Origin of the sequence: Rhodococcus sp. D-6 (genome assembly GCF_040256695.1) — a bacterium.
Taxonomy (GTDB): domain Bacteria; phylum Actinomycetota; class Actinomycetes; order Mycobacteriales; family Mycobacteriaceae; genus Rhodococcus; species Rhodococcus pyridinivorans.
Genome location: NZ_CP132970.1, coordinates 2,169,497 through 2,186,466 on the forward strand (window position 1 = coordinate 2,169,497; position 16,970 = coordinate 2,186,466).

The 16,970-nt window shown below is 68.6% G+C and carries 18 protein-coding genes and 2 tRNA genes; 8 read left to right on the forward strand and 12 right to left on the reverse strand.

The window, feature by feature from the left end:
- The first annotated feature begins 48 nt into the window (after positions 1–48).
- Positions 49–795 (forward strand): TetR/AcrR family transcriptional regulator, encoded by a 747-nt coding sequence (locus RBB84_RS10220; RefSeq protein ID WP_006554456.1) that lies wholly within the window; start codon positions 49–51, stop codon positions 793–795.
- Positions 796–1,116: 321 nt separating this feature from the next.
- Here the strand turns inward: RBB84_RS10220 and nhaA are convergent, their stop codons facing one another.
- Positions 1,117–2,970, reverse strand: coding sequence for a Na+/H+ antiporter NhaA (nhaA, locus tag RBB84_RS10225; RefSeq protein WP_033097806.1), 1,854 nt, complete (start codon positions 2,968–2,970; stop codon positions 1,117–1,119).
- 437 nt (positions 2,971–3,407) lie between these two features.
- Here nhaA and RBB84_RS10230 point away from each other — a divergent pair, with 437 nt between their 5' ends.
- On the forward strand, positions 3,408–3,854 hold the full coding sequence (locus RBB84_RS10230) for a hypothetical protein (protein WP_033097773.1): 447 nt from the start codon (positions 3,408–3,410) through the stop codon (positions 3,852–3,854).
- On the opposite strand, the gene RBB84_RS10235 is transcribed toward RBB84_RS10230, so the two are convergent.
- From RBB84_RS10235 to RBB84_RS10245, 3 genes are all read right to left on the reverse strand, one after another.
- A complete protein-coding gene (locus RBB84_RS10235) occupies positions 3,851–4,231 on the reverse strand; it encodes a hypothetical protein (protein WP_082920941.1) in 381 nt (126 codons plus the stop codon). The two genes, RBB84_RS10230 and RBB84_RS10235, sit on opposite strands and share 4 nt — an antisense overlap.
- Before the next feature lie 123 nt (positions 4,232–4,354).
- Positions 4,355–4,428, reverse strand: a tRNA-Ile gene (locus RBB84_RS10240).
- A 190-nt stretch (positions 4,429–4,618) separates the two neighbouring features.
- Positions 4,619–4,691, reverse strand: a tRNA-Asn gene (locus RBB84_RS10245).
- 148 nt (positions 4,692–4,839) lie between these two features.
- Here RBB84_RS10245 and RBB84_RS10250 point away from each other — a divergent pair.
- Positions 4,840–5,085 carry a hypothetical protein gene (locus RBB84_RS10250; RefSeq protein ID WP_024101344.1) on the forward strand — a complete coding sequence of 82 codons (246 nt, stop codon included), beginning with the start codon at positions 4,840–4,842 and terminating at the stop codon, positions 5,083–5,085.
- 4 nt (positions 5,086–5,089) lie between these two features.
- On the opposite strand, the gene dnaG is transcribed toward RBB84_RS10250, so the two are convergent.
- The 3 genes from dnaG to RBB84_RS10265 form a co-directional block, all read right to left on the reverse strand.
- On the reverse strand, positions 5,090–6,985 hold the full coding sequence (gene dnaG / locus RBB84_RS10255) for a DNA primase (protein ID WP_033097771.1): 1,896 nt from the start codon (positions 6,983–6,985) through the stop codon (positions 5,090–5,092).
- A 143-nt stretch (positions 6,986–7,128) separates the two neighbouring features.
- Positions 7,129–8,400 carry a deoxyguanosinetriphosphate triphosphohydrolase gene (locus RBB84_RS10260; protein WP_033097770.1) on the reverse strand — a complete coding sequence of 424 codons (1,272 nt, stop codon included), beginning with the start codon at positions 8,398–8,400 and terminating at the stop codon, positions 7,129–7,131.
- A 38-nt stretch (positions 8,401–8,438) separates the two neighbouring features.
- Positions 8,439–9,131: a YdcF family protein gene (locus RBB84_RS10265; protein ID WP_006554464.1), complete on the reverse strand. Its 693-nt coding sequence runs from the start codon at positions 9,129–9,131 to the stop codon at positions 8,439–8,441.
- 86 nt (positions 9,132–9,217) lie between these two features.
- Between RBB84_RS10265 and RBB84_RS10270 the strand changes: the two genes are divergently transcribed.
- From RBB84_RS10270 to RBB84_RS10280, 3 genes are read left to right on the forward strand one after another with little or no spacing between them, the layout of a single operon-like run.
- Positions 9,218–11,254, forward strand: coding sequence for a TPM domain-containing protein (locus RBB84_RS10270; protein WP_033097769.1), 2,037 nt, complete (start codon positions 9,218–9,220; stop codon positions 11,252–11,254).
- 27 nt (positions 11,255–11,281) lie between these two features.
- The gene (locus RBB84_RS10275) at positions 11,282–11,752 is read left to right on the forward strand and encodes a DUF6670 family protein (RefSeq protein WP_052040100.1); all 471 of its coding nucleotides are present in this window, start codon (positions 11,282–11,284) and stop codon (positions 11,750–11,752) included.
- Positions 11,671–11,925 carry a DUF6670 family protein gene (locus RBB84_RS10280; RefSeq protein ID WP_152640943.1) on the forward strand — a complete coding sequence of 85 codons (255 nt, stop codon included), beginning with the start codon at positions 11,671–11,673 and terminating at the stop codon, positions 11,923–11,925. Before RBB84_RS10275 ends, RBB84_RS10280 begins: the two co-directional genes overlap by 82 nt.
- 81 nt (positions 11,926–12,006) lie before the next feature.
- Here RBB84_RS10280 and RBB84_RS10285 read toward each other — a convergent pair whose 3' ends face one another.
- Entirely contained in the window at positions 12,007–13,398 is a 1,392-nt protein-coding gene (locus RBB84_RS10285) for a glycine--tRNA ligase (RefSeq protein WP_006554466.1), read from the reverse strand.
- 176 nt (positions 13,399–13,574) lie between these two features.
- On the opposite strand from RBB84_RS10285, the gene RBB84_RS10290 reads away from it, so the two are divergent.
- Together RBB84_RS10290 and RBB84_RS10295 are read left to right on the forward strand one after the other, a co-directional pair.
- Positions 13,575–13,958: a metalloregulator ArsR/SmtB family transcription factor gene (locus tag RBB84_RS10290; protein ID WP_006554467.1), complete on the forward strand. Its 384-nt coding sequence runs from the start codon at positions 13,575–13,577 to the stop codon at positions 13,956–13,958.
- Positions 13,955–14,371: a Fur family transcriptional regulator gene (locus RBB84_RS10295; protein ID WP_006554468.1), complete on the forward strand. Its 417-nt coding sequence runs from the start codon at positions 13,955–13,957 to the stop codon at positions 14,369–14,371. Before RBB84_RS10290 ends, RBB84_RS10295 begins: the two co-directional genes overlap by 4 nt.
- Positions 14,372–14,389: 18 nt before the next feature.
- On the opposite strand, the gene RBB84_RS10300 is transcribed toward RBB84_RS10295, so the two are convergent.
- Genes RBB84_RS10300 through recO form a run of 4 tightly spaced genes read right to left on the reverse strand, consistent with a single transcriptional unit; the run spans position 14,390 to position 16,959 of the window.
- Positions 14,390–14,947 (reverse strand): hypothetical protein, encoded by a 558-nt coding sequence (locus RBB84_RS10300; protein WP_033097768.1) that lies wholly within the window; start codon positions 14,945–14,947, stop codon positions 14,390–14,392.
- Complete coding sequence (locus RBB84_RS10305) at positions 14,944–15,369, reverse strand: hypothetical protein (protein WP_006554470.1); 426 nt, start codon at positions 15,367–15,369, stop codon at positions 14,944–14,946. The genes RBB84_RS10300 and RBB84_RS10305 overlap by 4 nt, the downstream gene beginning before the upstream one ends.
- A complete protein-coding gene (locus tag RBB84_RS10310) occupies positions 15,366–16,172 on the reverse strand; it encodes an isoprenyl transferase (RefSeq protein ID WP_050993415.1) in 807 nt (268 codons plus the stop codon). The genes RBB84_RS10305 and RBB84_RS10310 overlap by 4 nt, the downstream gene beginning before the upstream one ends.
- On the reverse strand, positions 16,129–16,959 hold the full coding sequence (gene recO, locus RBB84_RS10315) for a DNA repair protein RecO (RefSeq protein ID WP_072740431.1): 831 nt from the start codon (positions 16,957–16,959) through the stop codon (positions 16,129–16,131). The genes RBB84_RS10310 and recO overlap by 44 nt, the downstream gene beginning before the upstream one ends.
- Between the last annotated feature and the right edge of the window lie 11 nt (positions 16,960–16,970).

Here is a 16,970-nt window from a genome sequence, read left to right on the forward strand (position 1 = left end):
TGTACGGCGTATAGAGTACTCCCGAGAGCGAGTTTTCGGGAGGCATTTATGGCGCGCGATCTGATCGACCTGCTGTGGCGCGAGCATCCCGACGCGCCGACCGGTGGTTCCCGCGGGCCGAAAGCCAAGATCACCACCACATCCGCGGTGGACGCTGCGGTAACCGTCGCCGACGCGGTGGGCCTCGACGCGGTGACGATCCGTCGCCTCGCGACCGATCTGGGCGTCTCCGCCATGGCCCTCTACACCCATGTCGGGTCGCGCGACGACCTCCTCGTCCTCATGGTCGATCGGGTCCACGCCCGGCAACCCCGGCCGCCCTACGAGTCCCCGTCGTGGCGGGATCGGGTACGGCAGGTCGCCGAATCCGAACTCGAGCACTACGCCGCACACTGGTGGCTGCTGGACGTCGACGATCAGCGCACGGCCCTCGGCCCCGGCACGATCGCGAAGTACGACCACGAACTCCACGCCTTCGACGGCACGCCCCTCGGCGACATCGATCGCGACGCCGCGCTCACGTTCGTCGCGGACTTCGTGCGGGGTGCGGCCCGAGCCCGACGACCTGATCCGCACGCCGCCGACATGGGCGAGGCCTGGGCGCGATGGAACGAGCGACTCGCGCACTATCTCGGTGACGACCATCCCCTCGCACAGCGGGTGGGAGCGGCCGCCGGAGCAGAGATGAACGCCGCCTACAGCCCGCACCACGCATGGGAGTTCGGGCTGCAGCGCGTCCTCGACGGGCTCGAACCGCTCGTCTCGAATGGCGGGGTACGACCCACCGGGGAATGATTTCCCCGAAGGTTCGTACGAGAGATTCGAGGATTTCATGAAGCGATTCGCCGCGGGCGTGCTCGGTTGTGCCGCAATCGCCTTTGCAGTGCCGGCCACGGCGTACGCAGATCCCGGCACACCTACGCTCCCCACGGAGGACTACTCCGGGTGCCGCTTCGCGTCGATCTCCGCGGAATGCCGCTGGGAAACGCTCCTCGCCAGCTTGGCCGGCCTGTTACCGACCGGATCCGCGGAGGCCGGACCCACCATCCGGTAGAAGCCGTCACGACTTGGGTGGATCCGCCCCCGCTTTCCGGGGTCGGATCCACCCGAATCGCATCACCTCTCGCGCACCTCTTCGAGCCTGCGGATCAACGTCGCCGCGTCGAACGGGCCGGTGTGCCGGGCGAGGTCCGATCCGGTGGCGCCGAGGTAGAAGGTGGGCGTTCCGAAGACGTCGCTGGTCTCGGCGTCGAGATCGTCGTCCTCGACACGGTGACGATACCGCCCCAGGCGAAGGTCCTCGTCGAACCTGTCCATATCGAGACCCAACTGCTGGGCGTGTTCGTAGATCTCGTCGCGGGACAGAGCGTCGCTGTGGGCGAACAGGTGGTCGTGCATGTCCCAGAATCGTCCCTGCGCCGCCGCAGCCTCGGCCGCTTCGGCGGCGAACCGGGCGTGCGGGTGGTGTTCATCGAGGGGAAGGTGCCGGAAGACGTACCGCAGGTCGTCGCCGAAGTGCTCGCGCACGTCGCGGATGCTGCCGGTGGCCTTGCTGCAGAACGGGCACTCGAAGTCTCCGTACTCGACGAGTGTGAGCGGAGCGTCGACCGGTCCCCGTATGTGGTCGCGGTTCGGATCCACCGGACGCAGCAGCACGAGCCCGGCAGATCCCTGCGGCGGATTCAGGCGGTCGGACAGCCGGAACAAAGCCCAGCCCAGCGCCGTGGCGAGAACAGCCGCGAGAAGGACGCCGATTCGGGCGTCGTTGGCCGCTTCGGGAGATTCGATCGCCAGATCCACGATGAACAGTGAGATCGTGAACCCGATGCCGGCGAGCGCGGCACCCCCACCGACGTGCGAGAGGGTGAGTCCCGGCGGCAGGCTGCCCGGACGCAGGCGCGAGAAGACGGCAGTGGCCGCGGTGATGCCCACGAGTTTGCCCACCACGAGACCGAGGACGACGCCCCACGTGATCGGCGACCGGATCGCAGTGCCGACGGTCTCGGCGGAGATCACCACACCCGCGTTGGCGAGGGCGAAGATCGGCACGACGAGGAACGCCGTGTACGGCTGGTAAAGCCGTAGCAGCCGCTCGTTCACGGACACGGCGCGGAGCACCCCGAGTTGCGCGGCGCGCGCGTAGTCGGAGTTGGGCGACTGGCGGAACGCCCGCGTGAGTTCGCCGGCGCGCTCCACCTCGCTGCGGCGCGGCGGATAGACGGGAAGGATCAACGCGATCAGGACACCGGCGAGGGTCGGGTGCACACCGGATTCGTAGAACGCCACCCACGTCCCTGCCGCGACGACGAAGTAGACGACGCCCCGCCACACCTCGAGCCGGCGGAATTGCAGGATCAGCAACAGTCCGATCGCGGCAGGTATCAGGTAGACCGGCTGCAGATCGTCGGTGTAGACGAAGGCGATGATGGCGAGGGCGCCGATGTCGTCGGCCACGGCCAGCGTGAGGATGAACACGCGCAGGCGGGCCGGGCAGCGGGGTCCGACCAGCGCGAGCGCACCGAGCACGAAGGCGGTGTCGGTGGACACGACCACACCCCACGCTCCTGCGGCCTCCCCGCTGGGGTTGAGCAGCAGAAACAGTCCCGCAGGTAGCGCGAGCCCCGCGATTGCCGCCACGAGCGGGACCGCGGCGCGCGTCCGGTCGGTGAGCTCTCCCATGGTGAGCTCGCGTTTGACCTCGAGGCCGACGACGAAGAAGAACAGCGTCATGACGGCGTCGTTGACCCAGTGCTCGAGGTCGAGATCGATGCCGTAGTCGCCGATGCTGATGCTGAGAGGTGTGTGCCAGAACGTCTCGTACGAGTCGCCCAGGTTGGCCCAGACCAGAGCGATCAGGGTCGCCGCGAGTACGACGCCTGCCGCGAGCGTGTCGTCGTCCGTGCCGTCGCGGACCCCTGCCAGAAGGTCGGACGCCCGGCGGAGCGTCGTCGGGTTCTCGTCGACCGTCATGTGCTCCCTCGTTCCGCAATCCGCTCCGAGCAACTCGGTGCCGGTGAGTACACCGACGACATCGCACAACGCCGGCCCCCGGGGCGATTATTTCCGGTATCGGCCGTTCGAACCTGCATTGTCCGAACACAACAATGCAACCGGTTCCGCCGTACAGGAGGCGGAATGCACCCCTCCGACTACCGACCTCATCCGAAACTAGACCGAATCGTTGTGCCAACAACCGATTTCGGCGTTTCGACAGCCCGACCGTTACATTCCGCCGCTACCTGTCGCCTCGACGGAGGATAGCCCTGCGCGTCCGCCCCGGGTATCGTCACGATCCACCGAAGCATCGGTTCCGAATAACCCTCGGTGAGAACAACTTTCCTAAGTTCTCTTACGGAGAGGAGGTGGATCCGTTGCTGCACACGGGGACGATCCGAAGAGCCCGATGGATGTTGATCACCGCACTGGGAGCAGGGGTGCTCGTCGCGGCGACGACGCACCAGCCCGACTCTGTGGTCCGGGCCGACCCGACGGTCGCGCATGCCCGGTCGTCGCACTCCTCGGTCTCGGTGTGCGCACCGCCGGACGGTGCGCCTGTCTGGCGTCCGGGCGAGCTCGGCGACCACCCGGATCCACCGGCTGCGATCGGAGCGGTGGCGAACGGGCGGATCGGAGGCGTCTTCCATCCGTCCACCACGATTCGACTGACCGGCCTGGACGTGTGCGAGCAGTACATCGACCGCACCATCGTCACGACGAACGACGGTTGGTTCCTGTTCACCGGTCTCATGCCGGGTCGCTACACGCTGCGGGGGGACGACGGAACGGTGCTCACCGAGGTCGAGGTCTCCGCCGAGTCATCGGATCATTCCGGACTGGTGTTGGCTCCCGGTTAGGTCGTCAGCACGAGGAGGTAGCCGCCGCCGGCCTGCTCGATCCTGGTATCGAACCGCACTCCCGGCTCGAGTCGCGACAAGCGGTCGAGGAGCCATTCGGAGGCGTCCTCCGCGTCCGACTTCTCGGGACACCGGGCAACGGCGACGCGACCACCCTTGCGGGTGAGCTGCTCGACGACGCCGATGATGGGCGCCGGGTCGACGACGAAGAGCCGGTCGGACCACGGCACGACGGGTTTGACGGCACCCTTCTTGGTGTTGCAGGCGCGGTACGCGAGTCGCTCGACTCCGCCCTTTCCCTTGCCACCCTTCTTGGCGGTGTTGATACTGTCGATGCTGGGACCGCGCGGGTCGTTGACCGACATGTCGGGGTCCACGGGCTCGTCGCACAACCAGCAACGCCACGCCTCGCGCTCACCGACTTCTCGAAGGGTGCTCATGGGGTCGAACCGCTACCGTTCCGACAAGCAGGAACATCTCGCGGCCATGAGCGAAGGATGTGGGGCGGGCGGGGCTCGAACCCGCGACCAGCGGATTATGAGTCCGCGGCTCTAACCGACTGAGCTACCGCCCCGTCGCGACGACATGCGTCGCACAGTGCCGCACTGCTCGCACGGCGCGATCGAATGCTACCCGGACACAGCGGGCAACACTCTACCGGGTACGAAGTAGCAGAGATCACATCGGTGGATGTTCTGCCGCATAGGCACCCCCGGATACACAGAATCCTCCCACCCGTGACGGGTGGGAGGATTCTGTAGGCGCTCCCCCGGCTGGACTCGAACCAGCAACCGTTCGATTAACAGTCGAATGCTCTGCCAATTGAGCTACAGGGGATTGTCCTGCGGTGCTCCGCGGTTTCCCCCGGTGCGTGAAAAACCATAGCGTCCCACCCGCCGCAGCACCAAATCGCCTGCTTGTGGGCATGCTGCGGGGTCATCGGGCAGGATGGGGACGACGCAGTCACAGGTGGAAGGACAACACATTGATGGGTTTGCTGGTCGGGGTCGCTGCGGGATACGTACTCGGCACCCGAGCGGGTCGCGCGAGGTACGAACAGATCAGCAAGACGGCCAAGGCGGTGGCCGCGAGCCCCGTCACGAAGAAGGCGATCGAGGTGGGCCGGCAGAAGCTCGCCGACTCGCTCAGTCCTCAGCCCAAGCTCGAGCCGATGAAGCCCATCGACGAGACGACCACGATCATGATCCCGCGGGACCAGTTGAAGAAGTAGACGGTCAGCCGGCCAGGCCGTCACCGATGGCCTGGTCGAGCAGGCTCCGCCGGTACTGTTCGAGCGCCATGAGGTCGCCGAGCAGGGCGTGGAACTCCTCGGACTCGGTGGCCGGGGAAATCCGCTGCAGTTTGGACTTCAGTTCGGCCACCTGCTCGCCGACCCAGACCTCCTGCAGCCGGGCCAGCACGCCACCGATGTAGCGCGGCAGCCGGTCCTCTTCGGCGGGGACGGGTTCGACGGCGAGTTCCATCACGAGCGAGTGCGCGACGGGATCGGTCGCTGCCCTGCCGACGGCGTCGACCCACTCGGCTCCCCCGAGGCCCGCTGCGGTTCCGCCGGCGTCGGCGACGGCCTGCCGCACGGCCGCGTAAGCAGGGTCGGTGAAGGTCTCCGGCGGCAGGGAGTCGAAGACGGTCCCGGCGATACCCGGATACTGCAGCGCGGCCTTCAGCGCGTCGCGCTGCGGCCACAGCGTCGGATCATTCGGCCGAGGGCGGCGCAGGGCCGACACGGGCTCCGCCGTGGCCGTCGCGGGCCGCGCCCTGGCTTCCGGTGCACGAACTCCTCGCCGTGCCTCCTCCTGCACACGCCGACGCACGGTGGGGATGTCGTCCCATCCCGTCCAGTGCGCGAGTTGCACCGCGTAGTTGTCGCGGATCGTGCGGTCCTTGATCCGGCCCACGACGGGGACACATCGGCGCAGGGCCTCGACGCGACCTTCGACGGTGTCGAGATTGTGTTCGGCGAGAATCGATTTCACGACGAACTCGAACATCGGGGTGCGGCGGGCCACGAGGTCGCGCACCGCACCGTCGCCCGACTGCTGCCGCAACTCGCACGGGTCCATGCCCTTGGGGGCGATCGCGACGTAGGTCTTCGCGGCGGTCTTCTGATCGCCCTCGAACGCCTTCATCGCCGCCGCACGACCGGCGTCGTCGCCATCGAAGGTGTAGATGACCTCCCCGCGGAAGAAGCTGTCGTCCATGAGCAGGCGACGCAGCAGCGCGAGATGTTCGTCACCGAAGGCCGTGCCGCACGCGGCGACCGCGGTCTTCACGCCGGCCAGGTGCATGGCCATGACGTCGGTGTAGCCCTCGACGATCACGGCCTGGTGCGACTTGGCGATCTCGCGCTTGGCGAGGTCGAGCCCGAACAGCACCTGAGACTTCTTGTACAGCACCGTTTCCGGTGTGTTCATGTACTTGGCGGTGATCTGGTCGTCGTCGTACAGACGGCGGGCACCGAAGCCGATGACGTCGCCCGCGAGATTGCGGATGGGCCACAGCAGTCGACGGTGGAAGCGGTCGATCGGACCGCGGCGACCCTGCCGGGACAGTCCTGCGGCCTCGAGTTCCGAGAATTCGAATCCCCGGCCGAGGAGGTGCTTGGTGAGCGCGTCCCAGCCGGCGGGTGCGTAGCCGCAGCCGAACGTCTCGGCGGCTGCCTGGTCGAAGTTGCGTTCGGTCAGGTAGTCGCGGGCGGCCTGGGCGTCGGGCGCGCGCAGTTGCTCGGCGTAGAACTGTTGGGCGGCCGCGTTCGCCGCGACCAGCCGGGCACGCGTGCCCCGGTCGCGTTGGACGGACGGACCGCCGCCTTCGTAGTTCAGCGTGTAGCCGACACGCTCGGCGAGCTGCTCGACGGCCTCGACGAAGCTGACGTGTTCGATCTTCTGCAGGAACGAGTAGACGTCGCCGCCCTCACCGCAGCCGAAGCAGTGGTAGTGCCCGTGATTGGGCCGCACGTGGAAAGACGGGGACTTCTCGTCGTGGAAGGGACACAGGCCCTTGAGCGAGTCGGCGCCTCCGCGCTTGAGTGCGACGTACTCGCCGACGATGTCCTCGATGCGCACGCGGTCGCGAATGGCCGCGATGTCTCTGTCTGAAATACGGCCGGCCACGAGACGAGTCTAAGCCGCCGGGCAGACTGCCCGGCACGACGGTCCGACGCAACCCACACCCGCGAGCGCGTAAGCGCGTCCCTCCGGACAGATGCACGGCGCCGGACTCGTGCTTGTGTCCGCGAAGGGCGCAAACGTCGGTGTCAGCCCCAGCTCGCCTGCGCGGCGAGGCTGTCCCGGTCGATCCGTTCGAGGCGCGATTCGGTGCACGACGCGATCTGATCGACCACGACCCGTACCTTCGCAGCATCGTCGGGCGCGGCCTTCCAGGCGGCGACGAAGAACGGGTCGAGACCGACCGGCGCGGTGCGCAGTAGCCACTCGGCGACGCGGTGGATGCGTTCGCGTTGCGATTCCTGGCGGGTGCGGTGGGCGCGGTCGGACATGACGAACTGCAGCGCCATCGTCTTGAGCAACGCGACCTCCGAGACCACGATCGGCGGGACCACGAGGTCGGCGTCGTACCGGGTGACGCGTCGGCCTTCCGTCGCCTCCCGGGTCCCGAGGATCGCTGCGTTGGCGAAGCGGCCCACCAGCTCGCTGGTCAGCTTCTTGAGCGCGACCGAGCAGGCGAGGGTGCCGTCGAAGGTGCCGACGGCGCGGACCACCGGCATGGAGGACAACCGCTTGGCCGCCTCGGTCAGCTCGGCCGGGTCGAGACCCGAGAACTCGCGCATACCCACCTCGATGAGCCCGGCGACATCGTCGGGTTCGTCGAGCATCCGCAGGTCGATGCGACCGTCGATCACGCCGTCCTCGAGGTCGTGCACCGAGTACGCGACGTCGTCGGACCAGTCCATGATCTGCGCCTCGAGGCACTTGCGGCGCTCGGGTGCACCTTCGCGGATCCAATGGAGGACCTCGGCGTCGTCGTCGTACGAGCCGAACTTCGCGCCCGGGCGCGGACGCGTCCACGGGTACTTGAGCGTCGCGTCGAGGGAGGCCCGGGTGAGGTTGAGACCGGCGCTCGAGCCGTCCGGATAGAGGATCTTCGGTTCGAGGCAGGTGAGGATGCGCAGGTTCTGCGCGTTGCCCTCGAATCCGCCGCAGGACTCCGCGACCGCGTCGAGCGCCCGCTCGCCGTTGTGCCCGTAGGGCGGGTGCCCGATGTCGTGGGCGAGGCCGGCGAGGTCGACGAGATCGGGGTCGGCGCCGAGTCCTTCGGCGATGCTGCGGCCGATCTGTGCGACCTCCATCGAGTGTGTCAGACGGGTGCGCGGGGTGTCGCCGTCGCGGGGGCCGACGACCTGTGTCTTGTCGGCCAGGCGGCGCAGGGCCGCGCAGTGCTGCACGCGCGCACGGTCGCGTGCGAAGGCGGTCCGCTCGGATGCCGCTCCCTCGGACCCGGCGAGCGCCGAGGTCTTGCGCGGCTCGGCGACGCGCCGTTCGAGATCGTGTTCGCTGTAGCCCTGCATCACACTGCCTTCCGTCACCGAAGACCCTACGTTCCGCCTCACTGCTGCGCCGTGTACGGGAAATCGGCGGAGAAGTGGGTGATCTGGTACCAGATCAACGCGCCGGTCTCGCGGGCGATGCCGTGCAGCTGCGACTCGCGGGTGAACACCGCCGGACCCTGGCGGGTGGGAGCGGTCCAGGCGTCGAGACCGGCGTCGCGCGCCATGGTCCGGGTACGCAACGAATGCCACGGGTCGCTGACGAGCACGACCGACGACAGGCCCAGCTCCGACATCTCGCGGCTGACGGCCTCGACGCTGAGCAGTGTGTCCGAGCCCTCTTCGACGGCGACGATCGACTCGGCGGGCACCCCGCGCGAGACGAGATAGTTCTTGCCCGCCGCGGCCTCGGTGAACAGGTCGCCCTCCTGCTTGCCGCCGACGGTGACGATCCGCGGCGACACTCCCGCTTCGTAGAGCTTGAGGGCCTGCTCGAGGCGGGCCTCGAAAACCGACGACGGTGTGCCCGAATACTGCGCGGCCCCGAGCACGACGATGGCGTCGGCGGGGGTGCGGTCGTCGATCCGCGCGACCTGCCACACCCGCAGCGCCGTGCCGCCGACGACGAGGACGGCGGCGAGCAGCACCCCGATGATCAGTCGCCGGAGCCAGCGCGCGATGCGCGCGCCGACCCCGAGGTCGTCCCCGGTGTACGTCGCGGTGGTGCCGGTGCGGCGGGATGCGGTGCTCACCCCCTGATTCTGCCAGCGAACGAGAACGCGTCGACCGGACGACGCGCCGACCCCGTCCTCACCTCGGAACCACTAGATTCGATTCCATGGCACACGTATCGGCCGCACCGCTCCGGCGACCTGCAGCACCGCTCCGGCGACCTGCAGCACCGCTCCGGCGACCTGCACGGTCCGCGCTCGCATTCGTCCCCGCCCTGCTGGCAGTGACCGCGTGGCTGCTCCTTCCCGCGGCGGCCTCCGCGGAGCCACCCTCGCGGCTCCCCCAGCCGATCACCGACACCGCGGGCGTGCTCGACGACGCCGACGTCGCACGCATCCAGGAAGCGACGAACACCCTCTACGACGAGCACGGCCTGCAGTTGTGGGTGACCTACGTGTCGAGCTTCGACGGACGCGACTACAACAGTTGGGCGCAGGCCACCGCGCAGGCAAGCAATTTCGGTCCCGACACCGCGCTGCTGGCGGTGGCGACCGACGACCGCGAGTTCGCGCTGTGGACACCGACGGGTTCGGAGATCTCCGAGAGCGAGCGCGACCGGATCAGCTCGTCCGGCGTCGTGCCGGCCCTGCGCAACAGCGATTGGGCGGGCGCCGCCGTGGGCGCGGCCGACGGGTTGAGCAACGCCCTTACGCCGTCGGCTGCTCCGGTGACGACGCTGCTCGTCGGCGGCGGTGTCATCGCGGCCGGTGGTGCCGGGCTCTACGCCTACAACCGGCGGTCGAAGAGGAAGCGCGCCGACGCCGGTGCCGCGCAGGCCGCGCAGGTCGATCCGGCCGACACGACCGCTCTGCGCGGTCTGCCGGTCGAGGGTCTAGACCAGTATGCACAGACCCTCCTGGTGGACACCGACAACGCGGTGCGGTCCAGCGCCGAAGCGCTCGAGCTCGCCCGGGGTGAGTTCGGGGACTCCGCGGTGGCTCCTTTCGACCGCGCACACCGGCAGGCACAGGTCGCGTTGGCGAACGCCTTCGAGATCCGTCAGCGCCTCGACGACGACATCCCCGAGACGCCCGAACAGCAGCGCGACATGCTCGTGCAACTCGTCTCCTCGTGCGGGCAGGCGAACCGCGAACTCGATGCGCAGGTCGAGGCGTTCGACAAGATGCGCAACCTGCTGCTCGATGCCCCGGCCCGTCTGGACGGCCTCACGCAGCGCGCGATCGCGCTGCAGGCCCGCATCCCCGAGGCCGAGCGGATTCTGGGGCAGCTGCACTCGGAGTTCCCGGCGGGCGCCCTGACTCCGGTGGTCGACAACGTCTCGCTGGCGCGGGAGGAGATCTCGTTCGCCGAGAACGCGATCGACCAGGGCCGCACGGCGGTGGCGCGACCGGTCGGTGAGCAGGGCGACGCCGTGCGCGCGATCCGCGAGGCCGAACGCGCACTGGGGCATGCCGCGACGCTGCTCGACGCGCTCGACCATGCGGCGGAGGACATCCGGCGCGCGATCGCGACGCTTCCCGCCGCGGTGGAGGACGCCGAACAGGGTGTCGCCGACGCGAAGCAACTCCTCGACGCGGGCGGCCCGGAACTCGTCGACGCCCTGAAGGCCGTGCAGGAAGCCCTCGACCACGCCCGGGCCGAGCAGCACACCGACCCGCTGGGCAGTTTCACGCGGGTCGTCGAGGCCGATGCGCGTCTCGACGAGTTGCGTGCCCGGACGCGGCAGGCGAAGCAGCAAGCCGAGGAGATGCGGCGCCGCCTCGAACAGGATCTGAGCGCAGCGCAAGCGCAGGTCACCGCCGCGGCCGACTTCATCGGGACCCGCCGCGGCGTCGTGGGCGCCCAGGCACGCACCCGCCTGTCGGAGGCGCAGCGGCACCTGCAGGCCGCGCAGCAGGCAGCCGAGTCCGATCCGGCGGCCGCCATCCAGTACGCGCGGTCCGCCGCGTCGCTGGCCGCGCAGGCACTGCGCAGCGCCCAGAACGACGTGCAGCGCTGGAACAACCAGCACCGTCCGCCCCGCGGTGGTTCGTCGGGCGGCAACGTCGCCGGTGCCGTGCTCGGCGGCATCCTCATCAACAGCGTGCTCAACAGCGGCCGCGGCGGTGGCTTCGGTGGCGGTTTCGGTGGGGGCGGTTTCGGGGGCGGCGGCTTCGGCGGATCGAGTGGAGGACGCTTCTAGACCGGACGCTACCCCCACTACGAACTCATGGGACGCCTCGGAACGGTCGACGTCGCGCTGACACCGACCGACACGGACACGGTCTCATGGTTCTTCCGCAGCCCGCTCTACAAGCACTTCGGGTTGCTCACCGAATACGAGGGCACCTTCACCCACCAGGGTCGCAGCGTCACGGCCGACGGTCTGTGCTCGTTCGAGTACGGGGCGATACCGAGCCCGTATCTGATGCGGTCCACTCCTCTGCCGCCCGCGGCGAAGGCTCCGCTCGACCATTTCGTCTACCAGATCGTCGATCTCGACGCCGACACGCAGATCCTGTTGAGCCGCTACGCGATCGGTGACCGACCGTTCATGACGACGGCGATCCTGCGTACCCGCAGCGGTGCGGAACCCGCTGCCGGGACGTGGATTTCGAGATGGTTGAACTGCGCGACCAGTCCGAGCCGACTCCCTACGGCATCCCGATGCAGGTGCCGCGCCGGACCCGGTTCCTGGTGAAGGACACCCGCGGTCGTCCCTGGCTGGATTTCGAAGGGATCATGGACACCCCCTTCACCTACGGGCTGAGCACCGGATTCGTCACCGGTTTCGCATGGTCGGCGATCTGGCGGGGTGAGGAGATCTCCGGCCGCAGATATTTCGAGTACATCGATCGGCGCTCGACGAGGTGACCGCTACGAGCACCCGGCTACGAAGCGACAGATGCCCTCCGGTCCGTCGGGACCGGAGGGCATCTGCGTCGATCGGATCGGTCAGCAGCCGATCAGGCGCTGCGCGAGGTAGCCCTCGACCTGGTCGAGGCTCACACGCTCCTGCGCCATGGTGTCGCGCTCACGGATCGTGACGGCCTGGTCCTCGAGGGTGTCGAAGTCGACTGTGATGCAGAACGGGGTGCCGATCTCGTCCTGGCGACGGTAGCGGCGGCCGATGGCGCCGGCGTCGTCGAACTCGATGTTCCAGTTCTGGCGCAGCTTCGCGGCGAGGTCCTTGGCCTTCGGGCTCAGGTCGGCGTTGCGGCTGAGCGGCAGCACGGCGGCCTTGACCGGCGCGAGACGACGGTCGAGGCGCAGCACGGTGCGCTTGTCGACGCCACCCTTGGCGTTGGGTGCCTCGTCCTCGGTGTAGGCGTCGACGAGGAAGGCCATGAGCGAACGGGTCAGGCCGGCCGCCGGCTCGATCACGTAGGGCGTGTAGCGCTCATTGGTGGCCTGATCGAAGAAGCTCAGGTCGGTGCCGGAGTGCTTCGAGTGCGTCGACAGGTCGAAGTCGGTGCGGTTCGCGACGCCCTCGAGCTCACCCCATTCGCTGCCCTGGAAGTGGAAGCGGTACTCGATGTCGACGGTGCGCTTCGAGTAGTGCGACAGCTTCTCGAGCGGGTGCTCGTAGAGGCGCAGGTTGTCCTTGTTGATGCCCAGATCGGTGTACCAGTTCATCCGGTAGTCGATCCAGTACTGGTGCCACTGCTCGTCTTCGCCGGGCTTGACGAAGAACTCCATCTCCATCTGCTCGAACTCGCGGGTGCGGAAGATGAAGTTGCCGGGCGTGATCTCGTTGCGGAAGCTCTTGCCGATCTGGCCGATGCCGAAGGGCGGCTTCTTGCGCGAGGTGGTGAGCACGTTCGCGAAGTTCACGAAGATGCCCTGCGCCGTCTCGGGGCGCAGGTAGTGCAGGCCTTCCTCGCTCTCGATCGGGCCGAGGAAGGTCTTGAGCATCATGTTGAAGTCGCGGGGCTCGGTCCACTGGCCCTTGGTGCCGCAGTCCGGGCAGACGATCTCGGTCATCGGCACGGCGTCGGGGTCGTCGAGCTTGTTCTTCTCGGCGTAGGCCTCCTGCAGGTGATCCTGCCGGTGACGCTTGTGACAGCTCAGGCACTCGACGAGCGGGTCGTTGAAGACACCGACGTGGCCGGAGGCGACCCAGACCTGACGCGGCAGGATCACGGACGAGTCGAGGCCGACGACGTCCTCGCGGCTGGTGACCATGTTGCGCCACCACTGCTTCTTGATGTTGTCCTTGAGCTCCACGCCGAGCGGCCCGTAATCCCACGCGGACCTGGTGCCGCCGTAGATCTCACCGCAGGGATAGACCAGGCCCCGGCGCTTGGCGAGGTTGGCGACGGTATCGATCTTGGATTTGGGTGCCACTCGGTTTCTCCATCTTCGATGCGGGTTTTCGCAGCATGCGTCGATCTGTAAGCCTATCGCTCCTCGTTCGCAGCTCGAATTCGCGCCGGTTGACATGCACAACCGTGCATATCAAAATGGAATCGATTTGCAATAAGGCCCGCCGACCGGCGGCCGCCCCTGCCCCGAGGAGCCCCGTGAGCATCGACGCCGATCCACGCGAGTGCAGCACGGGCGAGCGCGCCCGCGGCCCGATCGGCAGCGACGCCCTGCCGTCCCCGGTCGATGTCTCCCCCGGCGCCCTGATCGCGGCCGGTGAGCTGCTGCGCGCACTGTCGGCACCCGTCCGCATCTCGATCGTGCTCGAACTGCGCGAGTCGGCCCGCTGCGTGCACGAGCTCGTCGGCGCCCTCGGCGTCACCCAGCCGCTCATCAGCCAGCATCTCCGCGTGCTCAAGACCGCGGGCGTCGTGCGCGGCGAACGCTCGGGACGCGAAGTGCTTTACCACCTGGCCGACGACCATCTCGCCCGCATCGTCGTCGACGCCGTCGCTCACGCCCAGGAAGGACGATCGCAGTGACCTCCGCCCGCAAACCTCTCGTGGGGGTCCGCTCGACCCGTCAACGCAGCGCCATCGTCGACCTGCTCGACAACACCGAGGAGTTCCGGTCCGCCCAGGACCTGCACGACGAGCTGCGCAAGCGCGGCGAGGGCATCGGCCTGACGACCGTCTACCGCACCCTGCAGTCGCTCGCCGAGGTCGGCAGCGTCGACGTGCTGCGCACCGACAGCGGCGAGTCGTTGTTCCGGCGGTGTTCCTCCGGGCACCACCACCATCTCGTGTGCCGCCACTGCGGCTTCACGGTCGAGGTGGACGGCCCGGAGGTCGAACGCTGGTCGCACGAGGTGGCCGAGTCGAACGGCTTCGTCGACGTCAGCCACACCGTGGAGATCTTCGGCAACTGCCGCGAGTGCGCCCTCGCTCAGGGCTGAACCGACGGCCCGCGGCCGTCAGCCGCAATCGCAGTCATCACAGCCGCAGCCGTCGGCGAGCAGGTTCTCCTCGCCGTCCTCGGCCTCACCGTCGAAGACCGACGCTTCTCCGCCGAGACGCTGCGCCAATGCGCGTGCCTGCTCGACGACCGGCACGAGCGACGCGACGGCCCGCACGAGATGGATCGGGACGAGCGGCGACGCCGCGACCCGCAGTTCGACGGTGACTCGGTCCTTGTCGAGGACGAACTTGACTTCGGGGAACTCGACCTGCAGGTCGCCGAGGACCTCGGCGGCGCGGGTGCGGCCCGTGATGCCCTCGACCAGGTAGGTGGTGAGCAGCACGAAGCCGCCCTCGGCGTCGACCGTCGCGTAGGTGAGCACGTCGTCGATCCAGATCGGGATCTCGCCGTCCTCGTCGGGCTCGGGCGCTTCCTCGAGAATCTCGGACAGCGTCTCCACCACAGCGGCGCGCAGCATGTCGTCGTCCTCGGTGGGGATCGCGACGGCGTGCGTCCCGTCGGCGGCGACGACCTCCTCGGTGGTGGTCTCGGCGTCGATGTCGGTGGTGGTCACGAATTCTCCTTGGGATCGGGGGTGCCGGCCACGGCGCCACGCGCGTCGGCGGCACCGTCGAGCACGAGCAACAGCATGGTGGTCAGCGCCGTGTCGTCGAGCCCGGTCGCGGGGAACGAGTACCGCAGCACGACGTCGGCGTCGGTCTCGCGTTCGATGAGGTGGACCGAGCCGAACTGCAGGGCGTCGGCGGCGGCCGCGACCCGACCGCGCACGGCGTCGTCGAGCGGAAGATCCCACGCGAGCACTCCGGTGACGGAGACCACGTCGAGTCCTTCGGTGAGCGTGACGACCTGCAGCGCGAAGGGCACGGCGCCGTAGTCGAATCCGAACGAGCCGTCGCCGTCGGCGGCGGACGACGGGGTGCGGACGTCGACGAAGGGCGTCAGCGCGCCCGCGATCCGCTCGCGCAGCGAGGTCACTTCACACCACCGAACCGCCGGTCGCGGGAGGCGTATTCGACGCACGCCGCCCACAGATCGCGCCGGTCGAAATCGGGGAACATCGTGTCCTGGAAGACGAGTTCGGCGTAGGCCGACTGCCACAGCAGGAAGTTCGAGGTGCGCTGCTCGCCCGAGGGCCGCAGGAACAGGTCGACGTCGGGCATGTCGGGCTCGTCGAGATACCGCGCGATCGTCGACTCCGTGATCCGTTCGGGATCGAGTTCCCCTGCCGCGACCCGGCGGGCGATCTCCCGTGCGGCGTCGGCGATCTCGGCGCGACCGCCGTAGTTGACGCACATCGTGAGAGTCATGACGTCGTTGTCCTTCGTCAGTTCCTCGGCGATCTCGAGTTCCTTGATCACGCTGCGCCACAGGCGGGGACGGCGACCGGCCCACCGGACGCGCACCCCCATCTCGTGCATCTCGTCGCGGCGGCGGCGGATCACGTCGCGGTTGAAGCCCATGAGGAAGCGGACCTCGTCGGGGCTGCGCTTCCAGTTCTCGGTGGAGAAGGCGTAGGCCGAGAGCCACTCGACGCCCATCTCGATACATCCGCACACCGTGTCCATCAGCACGGCCTCGCCGCGTTCGTGGCCGGCGGTGCGCGGCAGACCGCGCTCCTGCGCCCAGCGACCGTTGCCGTCCATCACGAGCGCCACGTGCTGGGGGATCAGCTCGGGTTGCAGCACGGGAGGTCGCGCGCCCGACGGATGCGGGTCGGGCGGCCGGATCACCCGCTCAGGCGATGGGGGCGTGGTACGTCGTCGAATCACGGTCCCCATCCTGCCGGACACCCCGGGCGACGTCATCAACCCGGTTCCCCGTCGCAGGTTCGGTGCGACCGCGCTCGACGAGGGGCAGCGAACGCAGTTGCCGTTCGAGATGCCACTGCAGGTGCGCGGCGACGAGCCCGCTGGCCTGGCGACGCACCGCCGTGTCGGCGGCCTCGGTGTCGGCCCAGCGTCCGTGGTTGAGCGCGTCGAGCAGCGCCAACACACCCGGGGCCGGGGTGGCCGCCCCCGGCGGACGGCAGTGCACGCACACCGCACCACCGGCGGCGACGTGGAAGGCGGTGTGCGGGCCGGGACGGTCGCAGCGCGCGCAGTGGGTGATCGCCGGCGCCCATCCCGCGTAGGCCATGGCCCGCAGCAGATAGGCGTCGAGTACGAGTTCGGGTGGCCGGGTGCGGTCGCACACCGCGCGGAGGGCGCCGACGGTGAGTGCGTGCAGGCGCGGCACGGGCGCGCGTTCCTCACCGGCGAGGCGTTCGGCGGTCTCGAGGATCGCGCACGCGGTGGTGTAGCGGGGGTAGTCGTCGACGATACCCACCGCGAAGGCGTCGAGGGTCTGCACCTGGGTGATGACGTCGAGACTGCGGCCCGGGTGGAGCTGGACGTCGATGTGGGCGAACGGTTCGAGCCGTGCGCCGAACTTGGAGCGTGTCCGGCGCACGCCCTTCGCGACGGCCCGCACGAGACCGTGCCGACGCGTCAGCAGGGTGACGATGCGGTCGGCCTCGCCCAGCTTGTGCTGGCGCAGCACCACCGCGTTGTCCCGATAAAGCCTCACTCCCCGAGTCT